Annotated in this window: 16 protein-coding genes; 13 read left to right on the top strand and 3 right to left on the bottom strand. The window is 53.2% G+C overall.

What is annotated here, in order from left to right:
- Positions 1 to 100: 100 nt before the first annotated feature.
- From fabI to C812_RS15110, 13 genes are all read left to right on the top strand, one after another.
- Entirely contained in the window at positions 101 to 871 is a 771-nt protein-coding gene (gene fabI / locus C812_RS15170) for an enoyl-ACP reductase FabI (RefSeq protein WP_016313531.1), read from the top strand.
- A 202-nt stretch (positions 872 to 1,073) separates the two neighbouring features.
- Positions 1,074 to 1,943: an inositol monophosphatase family protein gene (locus C812_RS15165; protein ID WP_174844485.1), complete on the top strand. Its 870-nt coding sequence runs from the start codon at positions 1,074 to 1,076 to the stop codon at positions 1,941 to 1,943.
- Between the two features lie 66 nt (positions 1,944 to 2,009).
- A complete protein-coding gene (locus C812_RS15160; protein ID WP_016313529.1) occupies positions 2,010 to 2,258 on the top strand; it encodes a hypothetical protein in 249 nt (82 codons plus the stop codon).
- A 118-nt stretch (positions 2,259 to 2,376) separates the two neighbouring features.
- A complete protein-coding gene (locus C812_RS15155; protein ID WP_016313528.1) occupies positions 2,377 to 3,633 on the top strand; it encodes a stalk domain-containing protein in 1,257 nt (418 codons plus the stop codon).
- A 601-nt stretch (positions 3,634 to 4,234) separates the two neighbouring features.
- Entirely contained in the window at positions 4,235 to 6,553 is a 2,319-nt protein-coding gene (locus tag C812_RS15150; RefSeq protein ID WP_016313527.1) for a glycoside hydrolase family 65 protein, read from the top strand.
- Entirely contained in the window at positions 6,550 to 8,916 is a 2,367-nt protein-coding gene (locus tag C812_RS15145; RefSeq protein ID WP_016313526.1) for a glycoside hydrolase family 65 protein, read from the top strand. The genes C812_RS15150 and C812_RS15145 overlap by 4 nt, the downstream gene beginning before the upstream one ends.
- Positions 8,917 to 8,965: 49 nt before the next feature.
- Complete coding sequence (pgmB, locus tag C812_RS15140; protein ID WP_016313525.1) at positions 8,966 to 9,598, top strand: beta-phosphoglucomutase; 633 nt, start codon at positions 8,966 to 8,968, stop codon at positions 9,596 to 9,598.
- 212 nt (positions 9,599 to 9,810) lie between these two features.
- A complete protein-coding gene (gene tnpA, locus C812_RS15135) occupies positions 9,811 to 10,284 on the top strand; it encodes an IS200/IS605 family transposase (protein WP_016311435.1) in 474 nt (157 codons plus the stop codon).
- A 351-nt stretch (positions 10,285 to 10,635) separates the two neighbouring features.
- A complete protein-coding gene (locus C812_RS15130; protein ID WP_244268351.1) occupies positions 10,636 to 12,414 on the top strand; it encodes a sensor histidine kinase in 1,779 nt (592 codons plus the stop codon).
- A 20-nt stretch (positions 12,415 to 12,434) separates the two neighbouring features.
- Complete coding sequence (locus C812_RS15125) at positions 12,435 to 13,760, top strand: response regulator (RefSeq protein ID WP_016313523.1); 1,326 nt, start codon at positions 12,435 to 12,437, stop codon at positions 13,758 to 13,760.
- Positions 13,761 to 13,864: 104 nt separating this feature from the next.
- Complete coding sequence (locus C812_RS15120; protein ID WP_016313522.1) at positions 13,865 to 14,809, top strand: carbohydrate ABC transporter permease; 945 nt, start codon at positions 13,865 to 13,867, stop codon at positions 14,807 to 14,809.
- Position 14,810: 1 nt separating this feature from the next.
- Positions 14,811 to 15,677, top strand: a complete 867-nt coding sequence (locus C812_RS15115) for a carbohydrate ABC transporter permease (protein WP_016313521.1) — start codon at positions 14,811 to 14,813, stop codon at positions 15,675 to 15,677.
- 123 nt (positions 15,678 to 15,800) lie between these two features.
- Entirely contained in the window at positions 15,801 to 17,270 is a 1,470-nt protein-coding gene (locus C812_RS15110; protein ID WP_016313520.1) for an ABC transporter substrate-binding protein, read from the top strand.
- Between the two features lie 592 nt (positions 17,271 to 17,862).
- On the opposite strand, the gene C812_RS15105 is transcribed toward C812_RS15110, so the two are convergent.
- The 3 genes from C812_RS15105 to C812_RS15095 all read right to left on the bottom strand — a co-directional run.
- The gene (locus tag C812_RS15105; protein ID WP_016313519.1) at positions 17,863 to 18,834 is read right to left on the bottom strand and encodes a bile acid:sodium symporter family protein; all 972 of its coding nucleotides are present in this window, start codon (positions 18,832 to 18,834) and stop codon (positions 17,863 to 17,865) included.
- Positions 18,835 to 18,971: 137 nt separating this feature from the next.
- Positions 18,972 to 20,282, bottom strand: coding sequence for a glutamate-1-semialdehyde 2,1-aminomutase (locus tag C812_RS15100; RefSeq protein ID WP_016313518.1), 1,311 nt, complete (start codon positions 20,280 to 20,282; stop codon positions 18,972 to 18,974).
- Positions 20,283 to 20,491: 209 nt separating this feature from the next.
- On the bottom strand, positions 20,492 to 20,742 hold a 251-nt coding region (locus C812_RS15095; protein ID WP_016313517.1), incomplete at its 5' end, for an integrase core domain-containing protein.

Genomic DNA, 20,742 nt, shown 5'->3' with positions numbered 1-20,742 from the left:
TGGACAAGCCGCCCGCTGAACGCTGGTTCTCTTGAAAAATGAAGGGAAATACGGTAAGTTGTACAAAATGAAGGTGTATTTAATATAGAGGAGGATTTTCATGGGTGATTTGTTAGCGGGGAAAAATGTGATCGTGATGGGGGTTGCTAACGAGCGCAGTATCGCATGGGCAATTGCGCAAAGCTTGGCAGAGCAAGGTGCCCGTCTGGCATTTACATATGAAAGTGAACGCGTAGAGGGCCGGGTCCGCAAACTGGCCGAAACGATTCCAGGTTCGTTGATCCTGCCGTGCAATGTGACGGTAGATGAGGAGATCGACCGACTGGCCGACACACTGAAATCTGAATTTGGCGTTCTGCATGGTCTGGTGCACAGTATTGCGTTTGCCAAAGGTGAAGATCTGGCGGGTGAGTTTATGGACACGTCCCGTGAAGGTTTTGCATTGGCTAACGACATCAGCGTCTATTCCCTGGTGGCCGTATCGAAGCGCTTGTCGCCGCTCATGACGGAAGGCGGAAGCATTATGACGATGACGTATATGGGATCGGAGCGCGTAATGCGCAACTATAACGTAATGGGCGTGGCAAAAGCCGGACTGGAAGCATCGGTACGTTACTTGGCTAACGACCTTGGGCCGAAGAACATCCGCGTTAATGCGATTTCGGCTGGACCGATCCGTACATTGGCTGCGAAGGGGATCAGCGATTTCAACTCCATCCTCAAGCAAGTTGAGGAGAAAGCCCCGTTGCGCAAAACGACGGACACCGCTGAAGTTGGCGACACGGCGATGTTCCTGATCAGCCATCTGTCCCGCGGAATTACCGGAGAGGTCATTTTTGTAGACGGCGGGTATAATATTGTAGGTGCATAACGTAAAGACCGCTTGCGGTTAGTCAGCAAAAAGTTCGTTTCCGGCGGGGTACATTCCCTGCGATTGGACACGGACTTTTTGCATATAAAGTAAAGCGGCTTTCGTTTGATTTCCATGGCGGGCAGGCGAAAGGACGCAACTTTGCATATTTCAAGACGTATAGTTTTTAGGGAGTAAATTATCAGTATAAGATGAAAGTAGAGTGAATCGATTGGAATCGAATCCGAAAGTTCCATATGTGGTAGGCAGCAAGAGTCCGACGGCCGTAGCGATCAACTGCGCTGCGAAAGCGGGAGAATGGATTAAGAGCCGGCTGGGGGACTACCGTGATCTGAGTACGAAGCAATCGCCGCAGGATTTGGTAACGGATGTGGATAAGGGTGCGGAAGCGATGATTCGCAAGCTGATCTTGACGCATTTTCCAGATCATGAGATCCTTGGCGAAGAAGGTGTAGCCCCAGGAGCGGCGGCATCTGCTGCAGCGCTGAAGCAGGGGAGCGAGTCGGAGTATTTGTGGATCGTCGACCCGGTGGACGGAACGACCAATTTCGTGCACGGATTTCCGTTTTTCTGCGTATCGATAGCGCTGGCATATAAAGGGGATGTCATAATCGGCGTGATATATGACCCAATTCGCGACGAGATGTTTGTGGCAGAGAAAGGCAAAGGCGCCTACATCCACGGGCAGAAGTCGAAGGTGTCCAACGATGCAACATTGTCCGGCAGCGTGATTGCGGTAGGGTTTAACCCGGACCGGGATTTTGCTTTGCCGGTAAATATGCGCGGTCTGAACGCGTTGTCTGGACAAGTGCGCAGCCTGCGCGCTGCCGGTTCAGCTGCATTGCATTTGGCGTATGTTGCTGCGGGACGGCTTAGCGGTTATTATGAGGTTGGATTGAACGCTTGGGACGTTGCGGCGGGTGCACTAATCGTAAAGGAATCCGGAGGTATAGTGACGGATACCGCGGGCAACCCTTATCACATCGGCGTACGTCATTTGGTTGCCAGCAATGGCAAAATTCATGACGAACTGCTTGGAGTTATCCGGGCTGCCGACGCGACGGGCCTGTAATGGTTATTGATTTAGATTTGGCGACAGCAAATGCTTAATCCATATTTACCGGAAGGAGTGTCCAGGATGAGCGATAGCAAGGATTTGGAACGCGAGCTCAGCGAGATGCTGACGGAAGGGGAATACGGCAATGAGAAAGAACGCCGTGAGGAGGAACGCAGAAGATTGTCACCGAAGTACGAAATCCGAATTCAGACCACGTTGGATCCGATTGTGGAGGAGACGCTGAATTACCGGAAGATGGCCAAGGAAGTCGATGGCCGTTATGATGAGTATTTAAAAAGGACCGGGCGCGCGGAGAATAAACCGGAATAGCACAGAGTGTGCAGCATTCGCCGGTGTATGATGCATCAACGAGACCTGAGGCCAACAGCGAAAAACCTCAGGTTTTTCGCGTTATTATACTTAATTCTTATCCAAGGAGTTGAAAAGCTTGAAGCATCATCGTATGAACAAGGTTTCCGCTGTTGCGGGAGCTCTCGCCCTCATTCTTATCTTGGTCAGCGGCATTGCCGCAAAACCGGCCCAAGCTGCGCAAGCTGATGACTACCTGATCGTTGCGCTGGGCGATTCCATTACAGCCGGGTACGAGCCGGGCATGACTGAGCAGAGCGTCCCTTACGGCTTCGTGGAACGCCTGAAAGAACAGGGGCTGTTCCATGCACGGACGTCTGCCGTGAATTACGGTATTCTGGGTCTGACCAGCGAAGGTTTGAAAAATTACGTGACCGCAATCCAGAAAGGAGTACCGGTGGCTGGCGCAGACATTCAAGCGAACTTGCCGGATCCACGCATTGCTTCCTTTGCATCGGGAATCGCTCAAGCGAAGGCTGATCTGCAGAAAGCTGATTTGATCACGATTACGATCGGCGGGAACGACCTGCTGAAACTGCTTCCGGATATGAAAAACATCTCGCTGGATCAACTCCTCGCCCAAGGCGATGAGGTGTTGACGCATTATGGCGACAACCTGCGCGAGATCGTCCACATCTTGCAGGAGTTGAATCCTTCGGCGCAAATCGTGATTGCGGACCAATACCAGCCGGTGCCGAAGCTGGCCGGCACAGCGATCTACGATGAGCTGCAGCAGTTCGCCGGTAAGTTTACCGGGATCGTGGATGGTATTGTTGCCGATCACGCTGGGGATGCGAAGCCAGTCAAAGCAGCCCATGTGGCAGCCGCTTTTACCGGGCGGGAAATTTCGCTGACGCATATTTTCTCCGACACGGATATCCATCCGAACCAAGCGGGATATGAGGAAATCGCCAAGATTTTTGCTGAATCGGTTTGGGGAAGCTATCGGACGACGACCGCTAAAACAGGTGGCGCCCCGATATCTGTTGTGGTGAAGGGCCAAGAGTTGAACACGCCGTATCCGCCAATCTTGAAGAACGGGCAGACGTTCGTGGCCATCAAGGACATCACCGATGCGGTCGGAGCGCAAAGCAAATGGGATTCACGCACCTCCACTGCCACGATTACTTATGGCAGCCGGACGGTTGTAATCCCGATTGGCGCGAAGCAAATCAAAGTAGATGGAACGTCGGCGACGACGGCAACCCCAGCGTTCCTGCAAAAGGTCGGCAAAGAGAACAAAACCTATGTTCCGCTGGCTTTGCTCGTTCAGGGACTTGGGCTTGATGTGCAATACAGCAGCAAAATGAAGACGGTATTTATCAACGAACTTTAATTTTTGATAGAGTTGGCCAATAAATCAGCCGGAGCGTGGAGAACGCTCCGGTTTTTTTGTGTTGCGGGGCCGCAAGCTCGGCGGGATATATGGCGTCCGGTTCTTCTCGACATTATCCCGATGAGTCAGGGGGGGGAGTTGAAGAAGAGGGACGAGTGAAAAAAGCGGCGACTGAATAAAAGCGGCAACTGAATAAAAGGGAAGATAAAGCCATAAGAGAGGCCTGAATGAACGGGATAATGATGCAGAAGGTCAGCAGGACCTGACACAAAGGGATACAGATGTAAAGAGACTGTCCTGAAGGAAAGGGATACAGATGTAAAGGGGCAGGTCCTGATGGAAAGGGATAAAGGTGCAAAAGGGTGGGGTCTGAACGAAAGGGATAATCATGAAAAAAGGTGGCTGAGCGAAAGGGATATTCGTGGAAAAGAGGGGGAAAGGGAGGTTCCTAGGGGCTACGGCGGTTTGGACGCCAGGATGCCAAATCCGTACGATTGCACATAAGCTCCTTAGTCCTGGACATTTGGCCGCAACGGGCGTTCCGCTAAGCTAAGTGGGAGAGGTTTAACTTATGGATACACATAGAAGGAGATGGCGGAACATGCCGAAAATCGCGGACAAATATTTACAGGTCGACCCTTGGAAGGTCGTGGAGGTAGGTTTTGATCCGGGGCGTAACCGGGTCAGCGAGTCGATTTTTTCACTGGGGAATGAATATATGGGGGTCCGAGGCTACCCGGAGGAAGGATATAGCGGTGATACGTTGCTGGGCAGCTATTTCAATGGATTGTTTGAGGAGAGCCCGGTGACAGCTCATTACAAGGGAATTATCAAATCGTTGCGCTTTATGGTAAACGCAGTGGATTGGTTGCATACGCGGATTACGTTGGACGGAGAAACGCTGGATCTAGTGGAGAGCCGGTTCAGCGGCTTTCGGCGGGAGTTGGATTTCCGCACGGGCATCTATTCTCGGGAGTTCGTGTGGCATACTGCCAGCGGGAAAGATGTTCAGCTCACATTTGAACGCTTCGTCAGCATGAAGGTGTCTCATATCGGGGCACAGCGAATCACATTGACACCGCTCAATTTCTCTGGTTCAATCCAGGTGCAAACCGGCCTGAACCTGAAGGTGATCCATGAGGATCAGCAACGGTGTTACTGGAAGGAACTGAAGCAAGATGAAGCCAAGGCGAGCGATGGAACCCCGATCGCAGCAATTCTAGGGGAGACAGTGAACACGAGGAACCGGTTGTTTTCCGGGTTTCATGTCGTTGCACCGGACGCGGTTACGGACGAGTTGGTGCAGGAAGACAGCTACATCGGCCGGGTTCTGACTTTGACGCTGGAGCAAGGCAAGCGCAGCACGCTGGATAAACTGGTGGTGAACGTGGCTGATAAAGATCGCTCCACCCAGGATAATGACCTTTGGCTGCGAGGGATCGAGCTGACAGCGCAACTCACACAGGCTGGATTTGATGCGGCGGCGGCCGACCAGCGGGCATACTGGGATCAGGTATGGGTGGAATCGGATATTGTCATCGAAGGTGATCCGGAGAATCAGCAGGGAATTCGCTTTTGCATTTTTCAGCTGTATCAGACTTACCATGGGGATAACCCCGGCTTTAACATCGGGGCGAAGGGGCTGACCGGCGAGGCGTATCGCGGGCTGGCTTTCTGGGATACGGAGTCGTATTGCTTGCCGTTTTATATTTTCAACAATCCGAAGGCAGCGCGGAGCTTGCTTGAGTTCCGTTACCGGACGCTCCCTGAGGCGCTGAAGCGGGCCAAGGAGTTGGACTGTGAAGGAGCGTTTTATCCGATTGCGACCATCGACGGAACGGAAAGCTGCGATCTGTGGCAACACTCGAATCTGCAGCTGCATGTCGGCACGGCGGTTGCGTACGGGTTGCGCCATTATGTGAAGATTACGGGCGATAAGTCGTTTTTGTATGAAAAAGGTGCGGAAATGCTGATTCAGATCAGCCGTTTTTATGCGTCACGCGGTCAGTGGGGGCAGCAGTCGGGCAAATACGGCTATTTCGGCGTCATGGGCCCGGATGAGTTCCAGCTGATGGTAAACAACAACTGTTATATCAACCTGATGGCCAAGAAGCTGTTCGAGTACACGCTGGAGGTGCTGGAAGCGATGCGGAATAAGGCTTCCGCTGCTTATGACGAGCTGGCAGCCCGGCTTGGCCTGACGGAGGAAGAACAGCAGGATTGGCAGAACAAAGCGCAGCATATGAAAATTCCGCGGGATGAACGGACGGGAATTTTTGAGGAGCATGATGGCTTTTTTGACCTGCCGCATCTGGACATCCATTCGATCCCGGTCACGGAGTTCCCGCTGTATTCGCATTGGTCGTATGATCGACTCTACCGTTATGACATGATTAAGCAGCCGGATGTGTTGATGTTCATGTTCCTGTACAGCAGCGAATATTCGCTCGAGGAGAAGCGCGCCAACTACGATTATTACGAGCCGCGCTGTATCCACGAATCGTCGTTGTCGCCGTCGATCCACTCGATTTTGGCGGCGGAAATCGGACGTTCGGATGAGGCGTATAGGTTCTTCGAATTTGCGACCCGGTTAGATCTGGACAACTACAACCGCAATACGCGGGAAGGTCTGCATACCACGTCGATCGCTGCCGCTTGGATGAACATCGTGTACGGTTTCGGCGGGATGCGGTCTGATGGGGAGCTGCTTGCGTTGAATCCAAGCATCCCTGAACGCTGGGAGAGCTATCGATTTATGGTGACGTATCGCGGCACGAAGCTGCAAGTTGAAGTTGACCAGAAACAGGTCAGTATCCGTGCGATGTCCGGCGGCGTGGCGGAAGTTCAGGTATACGGCAACCTGGTGAACATCGATGAAGCCGGGATCCAGTTGCCGCTGCGAAAGGCGGTCGTTCAATGAGCTGGATCATTCGTGAAAGCGGGTTTGACCCGGAACGAATCGCACATCACGGCAACAAGTTTATGATTGGGAACGGGGTTCTCGGATACCGGGGGACATTGGAGGAGTTTGGCAAAAAAGAGCTGACTGCAACGATCGTCGCTGGACTGTACGACCAAGTGGGGGGCAAGTGGCGTGAGCCGGTGAATGCTCCTAATGGGCTGGATACGAAAGTTTATTGGAACGGTACGCGGCTAAGCGTGTTGGAGGCCGGAAATGTGGCCGCAGGAGACAAAGCGGTGAACAGCGTAAATGTAGGCAGAGAGCTTGATCACAGCCGAGTGGAGCTGGCGAGCCATGAGCAGTCGCTGGACCTGCGTCAGGCGGTGCACCGCAGACGGTCGGTGTTCCGCACCGCGGATGGCGCGGAGGTCACGATCACTGCGGAGAGGTTCTGCAGTGCGGCGCGCACAGAACTGACTGTATGCCGGTTCACCGTGGAGAGTAGCCGCGATGGCGAACTGACGATTGTCACCGGCATTAACGGTGACGTATGGGACATCAATGGACCGCATCTTGTGCAGATGGAGAGCGCCGTGGACGGGGCAGAGGGCGGCGCGGCTTGGGAAGTCGTATCGCTTAGCGCTGCGACGCAGGAGCTTGGCTTGCCGATCACCGTAGCGGAAGCGGCAGAGGTGGCGAGCGGAGGGGAGCATGAAGTTTTACGGGAGGAACTATCTATCCGCCGCCGGTTTCATGTGCATTGCCGGGCTGGGGAGCCGGTCGTGCTTGTGAAAACTGTCGCCGTGGCAGCCGGCCTGGAAGGGGAAACGGCTGATGAGGTTCGAGCGGCTGCGATCCAGTGGGCCCGGGAAGCGGGGCAGCTTGGATATGATCAGCTGCTAAGCGAGCACGCTGAATATTGGGAGCGCAAGTGGAGCGCCTCCGACATCCTCATTGAAGGCGATGAGGAAGCCCAACTGGCCTTGCGCTATAGCATGTATCAGCTGCATATCATCGCTCCGGATCGCTCGGAGAAAGTGTCCATTCCGGCCCGGGGGTTATCCGGCCAGGTGTACAAGGGTGCGGTGTTCTGGGATACGGAGATGTTTATGCTGCCGTTCTTCCTGTATACCCAGCCCGAGGTGGCGCGGAATCTGATGATGTATCGGGTGCATACGCTGGCTGGGGCGAAGCGCAAAGCAGCCGATTACGGCTATGAAGGCGCCTTTTATGCCTGGGAGAGCCAAGAAACCGGGGACGACGCCTGCACCTTGTTTAACGTCAATGACGTGTTCACCGGCCGTCCGATGCGAACCTATTTCCGTGATAAGCAGGTGCATATCAGCGCAGACGTAGCATACGGAATCTGGCAGGTTTACGCGTTTACCGGCGATGACCGTCTGCTGTTAGATGGCGGCGCAGAGGTTGCGTGGGAGTGTGCGAAGTTCTTTTATTCCTATGGATATTTCAATCCTCGGAAGCAGCGCTACGAAATTCTCGACGTGACGGGGCCGGACGAATATCATGAGCGGGTGAATAACAACGCGTTCACGAACCGGATGGTGAAGGAGTGCCTGCGCATCGCTTTGGATGCGATGGAGATTTTGAAGCGGGGTAACGTTGAGCGTTATGAGCAGCTGCTGGCAGACAGCCCTATACAGCCGGAACATATCCGCGACATGTATGAACGGTTGTACGTTCCCGAGCCGGATGCCCAAAGCCGCTTGATTGAGCAGTTTGATCGCTATTATACGCTGGAGGATGTTACGCTCCCGCAGCTGAAGTCGCTCATGCTGCATCCTCACGAATATCTCGGCGGAGGGAACGGACTTGCGACGACAACGCAAATTCTTAAGCAAGCCGATGTCGTGCTGATGCTGCATCTATTTAAGGACGATTACAATTCAGCCGTTAAACAAGCGAACTGGGCTTACTACGAGCCCCGCACCGAGCATGGATCGAGCCTCAGCGCCTGCATTTATGCGCTGGTCGCGGCGGATACGGGATCACCGGATTGGGGTTACCCTTACTTTATGCGGACGGCGACGATTGACTTAACCGGTGATTCTAAGCAATACGTCGGTGACTTATACATTGGCGGGACGCATCCCGCGGCGAATGGCGGGGCATGGATGGCGGCAGTGTTGGGATTTGCCGGCTTGCGGTATGACGGAGACAAGGCGGTGCTTCGACCGGCGTTGCCGTCGGCCTGGCAGGCAATCGAATTCCCGGTGCGCTTAGGCGGCGGTTCTTATCGAATCCGGGTCAGCCGGGAAGGGGTGACCATCACGGCACCTCGCGATAATCCGGCTGCACTGCGGTTTATCGTGGGAGACCGAGAGCTGACGGTGGCGCCGGGCCACGAAGTTCACATCGCGTAGAAAAAGAGCCATTTGGAAGCTAGCATAAGAGATTAAAGGAGAATCCATCATGTTAGAAACGATGAACGGTGCGATCTTCGACCTCGACGGCGTGATCGTGGATACGGCCAAATACCACTATCTCGCCTGGCGGGCGTTGGCGCATCGGTTAGGCTTCGAGTTTACCGAAGCCGACAATGAGCGGCTGAAGGGCGTCAGCCGCATGGAATCGCTGCGCATTCTGCTCGAGGTGGGCGGCGTGGAAGCCACGGAGGAAGAACGCGAGAAGATGGCAGCCGAGAAGAATCGCGAATATGTTGAGTATATTTCGAAGCTGGAGCCTTCGGAAATTTTGCCGGGGGCGAAGGAGTATTTGCTGCAGCTGCGCGAGCGGGGCGTCAAGGTCGCGCTGGGGTCGGCGAGCAAAAACGCCGGGTTCATTTTATCCCGGCTCGGCATCGCGGAGCTGTTCGACGCGGTGATCGACGGCACCAAGGTGTCCAAAGCGAAGCCGGACCCGGAGGTGTTCCTCGCGGCCTGCACCGCGCTGGCGTTGCCGCCGTCTGATTGCGTCGTGTTTGAGGACGCGGAGGCGGGCGTGCAGGCGGGCAAAGCCGCCGGCTGCCGCGTCGTTGGCATCGGCAGCCCGGACATCCTGGCTGAGGCCGACCTTGTCGTCAGCGGGTTGCATGAACTGGTGTAATGGGCACGTTTGATCGCTTGGCCCGGCACTGAAGTAAGTCCCTCGGAAATTTCCGAGGGACTTTTTGTTATGGCTTTAGCCAGTTGAGCTCGCGAAGCGTGCGAAACAAAAAACCACCCGCTATGCGGGTGGAGGAACGAAGGTTTGACCAACTAGACCATTCCCATAAAATTGAGATGTTCAGGCTCAATAAAAGAAAGGAATGGTCTTAGATGGCAAACAAGAGCTATAGTTTAGCTCACACGAAGTGGATGTGCAAATACCATATCGTGTTCACCCCGAAGTATAGACGGAAAGAGATCTATAATCAAGTGAGGAGAGATTTGATCGAAATATTTAAGCGTCTGTGCAAATACAAGGGAGTGGAGATCATAGAAGGCCACATGATGCCGGATCATGTACACATGCTGGTAGCGATACCACCCAAAATCTCAGTATCCTCATTTATGGGGTATCTGAAGGGAAAGAGCTCACTAATGATATTCGAAAAGCATGCCACCCTAAAGTATAAATATGGAAATCGGAAATTTTGGGCGGAGGGATACTACGTAAGCACAGTGGGCTTGAATGAGGCCACTGTCGCAAAGTATATCCGCGAGCAGGAAGCACATGACCAGGCAATCGATAAACTGAGCGTCAAAGAGTATGAAGATCCATTTAGCAGAAACGGTAGCAAGAAAAAGTAAACCAGTTTAACTGGTAAGTGAAAGTGACAAAAACACTGAGCCTGAACAATTTTATTGTCAGGCTAGCGTCTTTAGGCGCAGTTTGGCAACAAGGGGTTATACCCCAAGAGCAAACCACCCGTTGGACGGGTGGTTATGATTTTTTTTAACTGGCAAGAAACTCAAAATCCCCTACACTAAGAATTAGGCAGAGGCCCGCCATCCGCGAGAACAGGAGGAACCGCCACGATCTTCGTAGAAACGCGCATACTTGCCGGTTTTTAGAATTGCTATAGTTAAATTGCCGGAGGTGCAACACAAGTGAAGCTAAAACTTAGGAACCCGCTAGCTAATTTAAATGTGAAACAGCAGATGATCCTCCTCTTCATTGTGATGGTCATTCCGTTATTTATTCTGAACGCCTACGGTAACTATAAAGCGGATCAAGTGTTGAAGCGAAATGTCACCAACGCCTATATCGAGCTGAATAAGCAGAATTTCCGGCTTATCACCCGGGATATCGAGGCGATTAACAAAGTGACGTCAACCGTCTTCCAGCATCCGTTGCTTCAGCAACTGAACCCTAGCGGTGAAAGCTCGGAAACCGTTCTGGATCGGGTCAAACATTACGAAAGGCTGGAGAACCTGCTGCTCAATTATTCACAGGAAACCGATCAGCGCGAGCCGGTGTATTATTCGCTGTACGTTTACGATCCGGACAACGCATATTTCTTTGCTCCGTACTATCCGGATGCGCGGAAAGCTGGAGTCTATTTTTTTCTTGAGAACGAGAAGCCGGAATGGTTTGATGAAGCTGTTGCGCAAAAAGGGAACGGTTATCTGCGTATCATTGAGCACCTGTCTCCCTCTGGCCAAGGCCTGCAAAATCAAAAAACGCTCGCTTATATCCGGGCGATTAACAGCATTTACAAAAACGGGACGATTGGCGTGCTGGTCGTGTCCAATGTAGACGGGCGCATCGGCGAATCGCTGCAAACCGTCTCAATTCCAGAGGGCGAGCTGTATTTTACCGATTGGAACAACCGGATCCTGACCTCCACACCGAACCTTTCGTCCACGCCAACGGGTTCCATATTGGATTTGCCGCCGGAAGCGGATCTAGGCGATTCGCTGATTGGGGTAAAGGATGTCATTACTGAGGATTTCATTTATGTGATTAATTATAATTACGTTCTGCAGGAAAAGCTGGTGTACAAAGTGCCCATCAAGGCCATGCTGCAACAGCAAAACGAAATCAAACGAATTATTCAGCTTATTTCCATTGCTTATTTTGCGGTGGGGCTGGTGTTAATCTTATATTTCTGGCGGTCGCTGATGACCCCGATTCAAAAATTGGTTTATTTCGTCCGCCGTTACGAGCCGGGCAATGTGGTGCCGGAGACGCCGCACCGGGATCGCAACGACGAGGTTAGCGTGTTGATTTCCACGATTTACGAGATGGCGCGCCGGCTGAATGGACTGATTCATTATAAATATCAGATGGACATCAAGCAGAAGGAAGCCCAGCTGCAAATTTTGTATCAGCAGATTAACCCGCATTTGCTGTACAACACGCTGGAGAGTATTTATTGGAAAAGCGCGATGGAAGGGAACACCGCCTCCGCGGAAATGATCAAGGAGCTGTCCAAGCTGATGAAAATCAGCCTAAGCCGCGGCCGAGAGCTGATCACACTGGAGGAAGAGCTGGAGCATGCTTCGGCTTACATTAAGCTGCAGGAGCATCGTTACGAGTACGGGTTCCGCGTGACGTGGGACATTCCCTTGGAGCTTCATTCCACAATCATTCCCAAAATCACGCTGCAGCCGCTGATTGAGAACGCTATCATTCACGGTGTTAAACATATGGGAGAGGACGGCGAAATCCAGATTTGTGCCGAGGCGGACGAAGCGCTGGGCCGGGTCTACATTCGGATCGCGGACAATGGGTATAAGCCGGTCGATTTCGATGCGATCGACAAGCTGCTGAACGATGAAACGCCAAGTCCGTCGTTTGGTTACGGCATCCGCAATATTCATCAGCGGCTTCGGCTGCATTTTGGGCCGGAGTACGGCTTGAACTATGTGGGCCGCCCTGAAGGCGGAACCCTCGTCACCATTACCCTGCCGCTCACGGTGAATCGGAACGAATAACACGAACAGGGGGAACTACAATGTACAACGTATTGGTCGTCGACGACGAACCGTTGATCTGCAAAGGCTTATCCGGACTTCTAACCGCTTCAGGACTGGATATCGGTCAGATCTACACCGCGTATAACGGGCACGAAGCGCTGGATTACGTAAGAATGGAGGAAGTGGATCTGCTCGTCACCGACATCCAGATGGGAGAAATGAACGGGATCGAGTTGATGCAGCAGGCGAAGCTGATCAAGCCTTGGGTGCAGACGATCATCATCTCTGCGCATGAAACGTTCCAATACGCCCAGATGGCGATCCGGCTGGGTGCCAAGGACTATTTGATCAAGCCGCTGAACAGCGAGCAGTTCCTGGACTCGGTGCGCAACGCGCTGTTGAAAATGGATAAACCGCTGCCGCAGGGCGAGGAGATTTTGGCCCGAGGCGCGGAGCATTTCCACATGGAGGAGCCGCTTCCGGAATACGGCGAACGGCTGAACCGCCTGATTAGTGACCTCGCTGAAGGGGATGACGAACAGCGGGTTGCGGAAGCTGAGAGGTTGGGGCTGACAGGACCGTATTTTTCCGTGATCAAAATAAAGTTGGTGATCCCCGATGACAAGCAACAATCCGGGGATCGGGATCGGGATGCCTGTCTGTTCCGTTACGCGGCGCTTAATATCGTGAACGAGCTGCTGCATCAGGAGTGGCGCGCAGCGTCTTTTTATACCGAGAGTTTGGAGATCGCTTTGATCTTGCAGTGGAGTGAAACGGAGTATGCCGAGCCGAATCTCAACAAAATCAATCAGCTCGAAATGCTTGGCCGCAGCTTGCATCATCACATTCATAAATATCTTGGCTTGCGGTGCACGGTCGGGATCAGCCAGATTCTTAAAGGAACGGGGTTCCTAAGCTTGCTCAGCCGGCAGGCGGACAAAGCGATGCTGTGGGGAGGCGAGCACGGGGATCATCATGTGTTTTATTATGGCGATTTTAACTGGCACAACTATTCCCAGGACCCTTCCACAGAAGAGCTGACCAAGCAGAATAACCAGATTGTGGAGAGCGCCAAGAAGTATATCGAGGAGAATTACCGGCAGAAGGGACTGACTATCCACGAGGTGGCCCGCAACAATCACGTCAGCCCCAATTACTTGAGCTACTTGTTCAAGAAAAATACCGGCTACAACCTCTGGGAATACGTGATTAAGCTGAGGATGGAAGAGAGCAAAGCGCTGATTCTGAACACGGATCTGCGCCGTTACGAGATCGCCGAACGCGTGGGATATGAGTCGCCGGAGCATTTTAGCAAGATATTTAAGAAATACTTTGGCGTCAGTCCTACCGAGCTGAAGAAATAACGATGAAGTAAGAACGACCATAGTTCACATAGTTTTAGACATGTTCGACATACGGCTGCTTTTCTACAATGAAAAAAGACACTACGTAGAAAAGAGGGAGAACGATGGGGGAACCCGTGATTTCACCGGGGAACATGCAGCAGAACACGGTTAAAGCATCCACCTCCGCTTCGCAGAAGCCGCGGCGGGGATCGAACTGGAAGCAGTACATGTGGGGGTATCTTTTTCTGGTACCGGCGATTGCCATCTTTATCGTGTTCTTGTGGGTCCCGATCATCAAAGGGATGGTTTACAGCTTCTACAATATCGATTTCGTCAAAGGCAACACATTTGTCGGATTCGACAATTACGTAAAGGTGTTTCATAACCCAGACGTGCTGTTGTCGGTTCGCAACACCTTGTATTATATGCTCCTCTGTTTGGTTATCGGCTTCTGGGTGCCGATCGCAGCGTCAATCGCGATTTCCGAGCTGCGCTGGTTCCAAGGATTTGCGCGGATCGCCGCTTACCTGCCGTTTGTCGTACCGGGCGTTGTCCTGTATGGGATGTGGCGCTGGATGTACGATCCGGTGGGACCAATCAACGCCTTGCTCGGATGGTTTGGGGCCGATCCGGTGTCCTTTATTTCCGACGGCAGGTGGTCGATGGTTTCGATCGTCTTTATGGAGACGTGGCAGCAGTTTGGTTCAGCGATGCTGATTTACCTGGCTGGGGTGCTGAGCATTCCGCGGGATTGGTACGAAGCGGCGGAAATCGATGGAGCCGGCGTCTGGGCCCGGATCAAATACATCACGCTGCCGTCGATGCGGAACCTGATCGTGCTGATGTTGATTTTGCAGCTGATCGGCACATCTCAGGCGTACCAATCGCAGCTAGCATTGCTGGACGGCGGGCCAAACAAGGCCACGTTAACCTATGCCCTCCTGACCGTCAAATACGCCTTTACCCAGCTCGATTATGGGGCCGGGACTGCGCTTGGGGTTCTGATGTTCATCGTGCTAAGCGTGCTGGGCGTGTTGCAATACAAGCTGAACAAGGAGGAGTACTGATATGAAAGAAAGAGGCATCCTGTCGCCCTCCGATCTGCAGAAGCCGCTGAATAAAGTGGTCTACGGATTGATGTGCTTGTGCATTGCGGTGATGACGTTTACGATGTTGTATCCGATCGCGATGACGATGTTCAACGGATTGAAGAGTAACCAGGAGGTTAACTCGTTTCCGCCGCGATTCTTCCCGAAGGAATGGCATTGGGACAATTTCCCGAAAGCTTGGAATTATATCGATCTGCCGATGTTTTTGAAAAATACGCTGCTCATCTTCGGCGGCAACCTGCTGATGACCATTCTGGTGCTGGGGCTGGCTTCGTTCAGCATTTCGCGGATCCGCGTGCCGTACAGCCGGGCGATCTACTTTTTTATTCTGCTGACGTTGTTCATCCCGGCGTCGAGCTATATGATCCCGAACTTCGTGAACCTGAAGGAGCTGGGGCTGCTGAACACCTATTGGGCGTTCTGGCTGCCGGCGGGAGCGAATGCGTATTATTTTCTGCTGATGAAAAATTTCTTCGACGGCATCCACCCGGAAATCTTCGAAGCGGCCCGGATTGACGGAGCTTCGGAGTGGACCAGTTACTTGCGGATTGCGGTGCCGCTGTCCGTGCCGATCTTCGCGACGTTGGCGATTTTTATTTTCTCTACGGCGTGGAATGATTGGTTCTGGCCATCGCTGGTGATGCACACGGAAGACAAATACACGCTGGCCACCGCGATCTACAAATATGTCATTAACGCGCGGAACATGGATAGCAGTGTGAAGTTCAGCATTTTGTTTATGGTGATGATTCCGCCGATCTTCGTGTTCCTGGGTTTCCAGAAGTTTATCATGCGCAGTGTGAGCCTGTCTGCGGTTAAGGGATAGTGGTAACGGTTACAAAATCGTAGGCCTGCACACGAAAGTCATAAGATCACACATCGAATGCTAAATGTTTCTCTTTTATGATAAAAATGCAAGATTACCTAACTTATGAAAAGGGGAGTTTCAATGCGCAAGTTTTCAGCGGTGTTGATGTGTCTGATGTTGCTTGGTTCGCTGCTCGCGGCCTGCGGCGGAGGCGGGAACAAGGAAGCCCAAAATAACGGCGGCGGTAACAACGGCGGAAATACGGCGGCTACAAGCAACAACGGGGGAGGCAATGCGGACGCGTCGTCGGCTGAAGCCGATGATATCACGCAGCGCAAGGTCACGATCAAGATCCACTACCCGTTGCCGGACGAAACGACGCTTCGCCAACAGGAAGACGATAAAATCGCTCGTTTCCAAGCCAAATATCCGAACGTGACGATCGTTAAGGATGATTGGCAATACAGCGTCAATGAAATCGGCGTAAAAATGGCTTCCAACGAAGCACCAACCTTTTACAATACGTGGGCAACAGAAGCTCAATTCCTGGTAGAACGCGGCTGGGTTGCTGACATTACTGATTTGTGGAACAACTGGGAGTATAAGGATGAAATTAACCCGGTGCTGCAAAATCAATTTATCGTGGACGGCCGAGTGTACGGGATCACCCAAAACGGTTACGTCACTTCGACAGTAGTGAATAAGAAGCTGTTGGACGAAAAGGGCATTGCTGCTCCTCCGTTCGACTGGACTTGGGATGATATGTACAATGTCGCCAAAGGCGTTGCCGATCCGAAGAAAGGAATTTCGGGGATCGCTCCGATGGGGAAAGGGAACGAAGCTGGCTGGAACTGGACCAACTTCCTGTTTGAAGCCGGCGGCGACATTCAAAAGAACGAAAACGGCAAAGTTACTGCCGTGTTCAACTCCGAGGCTGGGGTGAAGGCACTGGACTTCTACAAGAAGCTGAGATGGGAAGCTAACGCCATCCCGCAAGACTGGGCGTTGGGCTGGGGCGATGCCGTCAGCTCCTTCCAACAAGGACGGACAGCGATGGTAATCGCTGGTGCATTTGACGTCATTCAAGCCGCGCTGAATGAAGGCGGTATGAAGCCGGAGGATGTGGTCGCTTATCCGATGCCTGCTGCCGAGAAAGGCGGCAAGCATTACGGGGTGCTCGGCGGCAACTACCTCGTCATTAACCCGAATGCGACGAAAGACGAACAAGAAATGGCGTTCCGTTATATTACGTTTGATTACTTCACCGACGATGCTTTGAAAGCGGTAGAAGATACGATCCAAGCCCGTAAAGCAGAAGGTAAGTATTATGTGCCGACACCGCTGGAGTATTTTAGCGAAGATTCCGAATACGCCAGCAAAGTGAAAGCCATTTACGACAAATACGACAACGTATACAAATACGATCCGCAGCTCTTCACTCTGCTCGAAGGCAAGCCGGAAGCGCAGTTTGGGACACAGGACTACTACGCTACGATGTCCAACGTCGTTCAGGAGTCGTTCTCGAAGAAGGGTACCGATTCCAAGCAGCAGCTGGATATCGCTGCGAAGTACGTGCAAGAGAATTTCTTTGACAAAATTCAAGCGCAATAATGGGTTGTAAAAGGCCTCCCTGGTTCAGTTTGGACCGGGGAGGCCTTTTTGCGTTGGGGTGTATGGAGGCGCTGTCTTGTTGAAGTATTCGCTGCCCCTATGCTAGGGGTAATGCCAGCCAACTCTAGGGCTAGCTTTGTCTGGCCGAGTGCGAGCGTCAACATTACAGCGCCTTTGTCTGGCCCGCTAACGGAACTAGGAGTCGTTATTTTGCGGTTTTCGGCGCGTTTTGAATTCTAACGGACCGGAGAGACGTTATTTGCAATTGGGAGTGTAGTTCAGTGCGGATTTTGGCCAATTAGCGGCATCTTGTTCCGTTAGGATGGGAAATGTCCGGGAAATGAGCGAATAAGGTCATCTGGTTCCGTTAGAAGGGACGGGAGGTGGAGAAGGGAGGGCGAGAAAGGGGGAGGCGCTAGAGCTGGAGGCGCTAGAGCCAGAGTATGCTAGAGCTTGAGCGCGCGTTAGGGCCAGAGAACATTAGAGCGGCGGAATGCATTAGAGTCAGAGTGCCCTAGAGCGGAATGCACTAGAGTACGTGCGAACTAGAGCAAGTTCGAAGTAGAAGCGCCGCGCCTTCCCGAGCCCTAAATCATGCCGACGTTGCTGTTTTGTCCGTTGGCTGATGCGCGCGGGCTTGCCGTCCGAGTACAAGGCCGACGAGGGAGGCCATCACCTGCTGGAACACCATGCCCAGCACGACCGGCACAGCCACCGGAGCGGGGAAGTAGGTGACAGCCAGCACAGCGCCGGCGCTGATGTTGCGCATGCCGCCGTTGAAGACGAGCGCGACTTTGTCGGCTTCGTTCAGGGCGATCAGCCGGGACAAGCCAAAGCCCAGCGCGTAGCCGATAGCCGCGAGCAGGACGATGATGGCGGCGAGCCCCAGCAACTGCGGGCTGAAATCGGTCAGGTAAGGGGCGACCACCGCGCCGTTAATCGCCACGACCGAAGCCATGGCAAGCTTCGAGAACGGGTTCAACCAAGGCCCCCAGGTGGTGATCACTTTGCCTTGGGTCCACTGGTTCAACAGCATGCCCACCAGTGATGGGACAACGATCATCCAGAACAGGCTGGTCATCATCGCCACAGCATCAAGCCGAACGCTGGTGCCCACCAGCAACGCCAGAATGCCGGGAACGACAAAGGGGGCCAGCAGCGTATCGATCAGGATGATCGACAGCGTCAAGGCAATGTTGCCCTTGTAGATGCTGACCCAGACAAAGCTGCTGACTCCGGTTGGAATTGCTGCGGCGAGAATAAAGCCGGTTATCGTATAAAAATCCCCGGGGAACGCCAAATGCCCCATTCCCATCGCCACCAGCGGCATCGCCAGGTGGAGGATAAACAGGCAGAGTACCAGGGGGAGCGGTTTTTTGAGCACGTTCAGGAAATCTTTGAAGCTGAGACTAATGCTCCCGGCAAAGGTCATGAAGGCAAACAGCCATGGAGACAGATAAGTATAAGGAGCCAGGTTACTCCCGCAAAGGACGCCAATCAATATGCTGGTAGGCGTAATGAGGGGCATCATTTTGTTCAGTTGTCGGTTCAGCGTTTGCAGCATGGGCACGACATCCTTTGGTTGATAGGCTTCTTGTAGTATAGAACGTTCGCGGAGAATCGTAAATGGGACGAAAACACGATCTCTTCCCATCAAAAAAAGTCTGCCGGTTCACAAACGAACCAGGCAGACTTGATTGGTTAGCGAGCGATTTCCTTAAACGCCGCTTCAGCGGCTTCCAGCGTAAAGTCGATGTCGGCTTCCGTATGCGCCGTCGTCAGGAACCAAGCCTCGAACTTCGACGGGGCGAGGTTAACCCCGCGGTTCAGCATGGCGCGGAAGAAGGCAGCGAACGCTTCGCTGTCGGTGTCTTGCGCCTCCGCATAGTTCGTGACCGGATGGTCACAGAAATGCGTTGAGAACGAGCCGCGGATCCGGTTGATGGTCAGCGGTACTCCATGGCGGCGGGCCGAGTCGGCCAGCCCGTCGGTCAGCTTCACGGCGAGACGGTCCATCTCTTCGTAGACCCCGGCGCCTTGCAGCACCTCGAGGCAGGCGATGCCGGCGGAGATGGAAGCAGGGTTGCCCGCCATCGTTCCGGCCTGATAGGCCGGACCCAACGGTGCTACCTGCTCCATGATCTCTTTGCTGCCGCCGTACGCCCCGATCGGCAGCCCGCCGCCGATGATTTTGCCGAGGGCGGTGAGGTCCGGCCGGATCGCTTCATGGTTGGAGAGGCCGGCGTAGGTTTGCGCCGAGCCGTAATGGAAGCGGAAGGCCGTAATGACCTCGTCGTAAATGACGAGGGCGCCGTACTGCCGTGCAAGCCGGCAGAGCTCTTCCAAGAACCCGGGCTTCGGCATCACCATGCCGAAGTTCCCAACGATCGGCTCGACCATGACGGCGGCGACGTCGTCGCCCCACTTGTCGAGCGCATCTTTCAGCGCCGAAGCATCGTTAAACGGCACGGTGATCACCTCGTGCGCGATGCTGGTCGGGATGCCGGCGCTGTCAGGGATGCCCAGCGTGGACGGGCCGGAGCCCGCGGCCACAAGCACGAGATCAGAATGGCCGTGGTAGCAACCGGCAAATTTGATGATTTTGTTGCGCTTCGTATACGCGCGCGCGACGCGGATCGTCGTCATGACCGCTTCCGTGCCGGAGTTCACGAAGCGCACCTTGTCCATCGAAGGAATCGCTTCTTTCAGCATGCGAGCCAAGCGGATCTCGAGCTCGGTTGGAGTCCCGTACAACGTGCCATTCGCGGCAGCTTCTTGAATGGCCTTCGTCACATGCGGGTGGGCATGTCCGGTAATGATCGGTCCGTAAGCCGCCAAATAATCGACGTAGCGGTTGCCGTCCACGTCCCAGAAATACGCGCCCTCCGCTTTTTTCATAAAAACAGGCGCCCCGCCGCCAACCGCCTTAAAGGAACGGGAGGGGCTGTTGACGCCGCCTACAATATGTTGCAACGCTTCTTCATACAATCGTTCGGATTGTGATCGATTCATCTCAATAAACTTCCTTTCTGAATTGAATTACTGGAATGAGCTCGTTATTGTGCCAGCCAGCTTACGATTTAACTGCAAAAGTACATTTGATTTGTCCGAAAAACCGACACTTACGCGCGATCAACTGTAAAAGCGGCTAGGCCCCCTAAATCCGGAGTCCTGACCTACAAGTTTTGTGTTATCGCAGTCCAGCTCATTTTCTTGTGTGTTTACATCGATTTATGGAACTTTGAGGTATCCTCTAGCATTTTGACCCATAACGAAAACTTCATGGGAGCCATATGCTTCAGGCTACCATGCATTCTTCGATAATTATAAAAGTCCATATATTGATCAAGTGCGATAAACGCTTCTTCAAACGTCATAAATTCTCGTCTGCTAAACAAGTCGCGTTCCAATATGCTATGAAATGATTCGATATAGGCATTCATATTGGGAGTCCTTGGGGGAATTCGCTCAT

This window comes from Paenibacillus barengoltzii G22 (assembly GCF_000403375.2).
In the GTDB taxonomy this organism is placed as follows: domain Bacteria; phylum Bacillota; class Bacilli; order Paenibacillales; family Paenibacillaceae; genus Fontibacillus; species Fontibacillus barengoltzii.
The sequence above is the reverse complement of the archived record's forward strand: the minus strand, read 5'-3'. Positions and strand labels throughout refer to the sequence as shown.

Bases quoted from the DNA above. Each gene is read 5' to 3' on its own strand.
- fabI (WP_016313531.1), top strand. From the start codon at position 101: ATGGGTGATTTGTTAGCGGGGAAAAATGTGATCGTGATGGGGGTTGCT.
- C812_RS15160 (WP_016313529.1), top strand. From the start codon at position 2,010: ATGAGCGATAGCAAGGATTTGGAACGCGAGCTCAGCGAGATGCTGACG.
- C812_RS15150 (WP_016313527.1), top strand. From the start codon at position 4,235: ATGCCGAAAATCGCGGACAAATATTTACAGGTCGACCCTTGGAAGGTC.
- C812_RS15145 (WP_016313526.1), top strand. From the start codon at position 6,550: ATGAGCTGGATCATTCGTGAAAGCGGGTTTGACCCGGAACGAATCGCA.
- pgmB (WP_016313525.1), top strand. From the start codon at position 8,966: ATGTTAGAAACGATGAACGGTGCGATCTTCGACCTCGACGGCGTGATC.
- tnpA (WP_016311435.1), top strand. From the start codon at position 9,811: ATGGCAAACAAGAGCTATAGTTTAGCTCACACGAAGTGGATGTGCAAA.
- C812_RS15130 (WP_244268351.1), top strand. From the start codon at position 10,636: ATGATCCTCCTCTTCATTGTGATGGTCATTCCGTTATTTATTCTGAAC.
- C812_RS15125 (WP_016313523.1), top strand. From the start codon at position 12,435: ATGTACAACGTATTGGTCGTCGACGACGAACCGTTGATCTGCAAAGGC.
- C812_RS15120 (WP_016313522.1), top strand. From the start codon at position 13,865: ATGGGGGAACCCGTGATTTCACCGGGGAACATGCAGCAGAACACGGTT.
- C812_RS15115 (WP_016313521.1), top strand. From the start codon at position 14,811: ATGAAAGAAAGAGGCATCCTGTCGCCCTCCGATCTGCAGAAGCCGCTG.
- C812_RS15110 (WP_016313520.1), top strand. From the start codon at position 15,801: ATGCGCAAGTTTTCAGCGGTGTTGATGTGTCTGATGTTGCTTGGTTCG.
- C812_RS15105 (WP_016313519.1), bottom strand. From the start codon at position 18,834: ATGCTGCAAACGCTGAACCGACAACTGAACAAAATGATGCCCCTCATT.
- C812_RS15100 (WP_016313518.1), bottom strand. From the start codon at position 20,282: ATGAATCGATCACAATCCGAACGATTGTATGAAGAAGCGTTGCAACAT.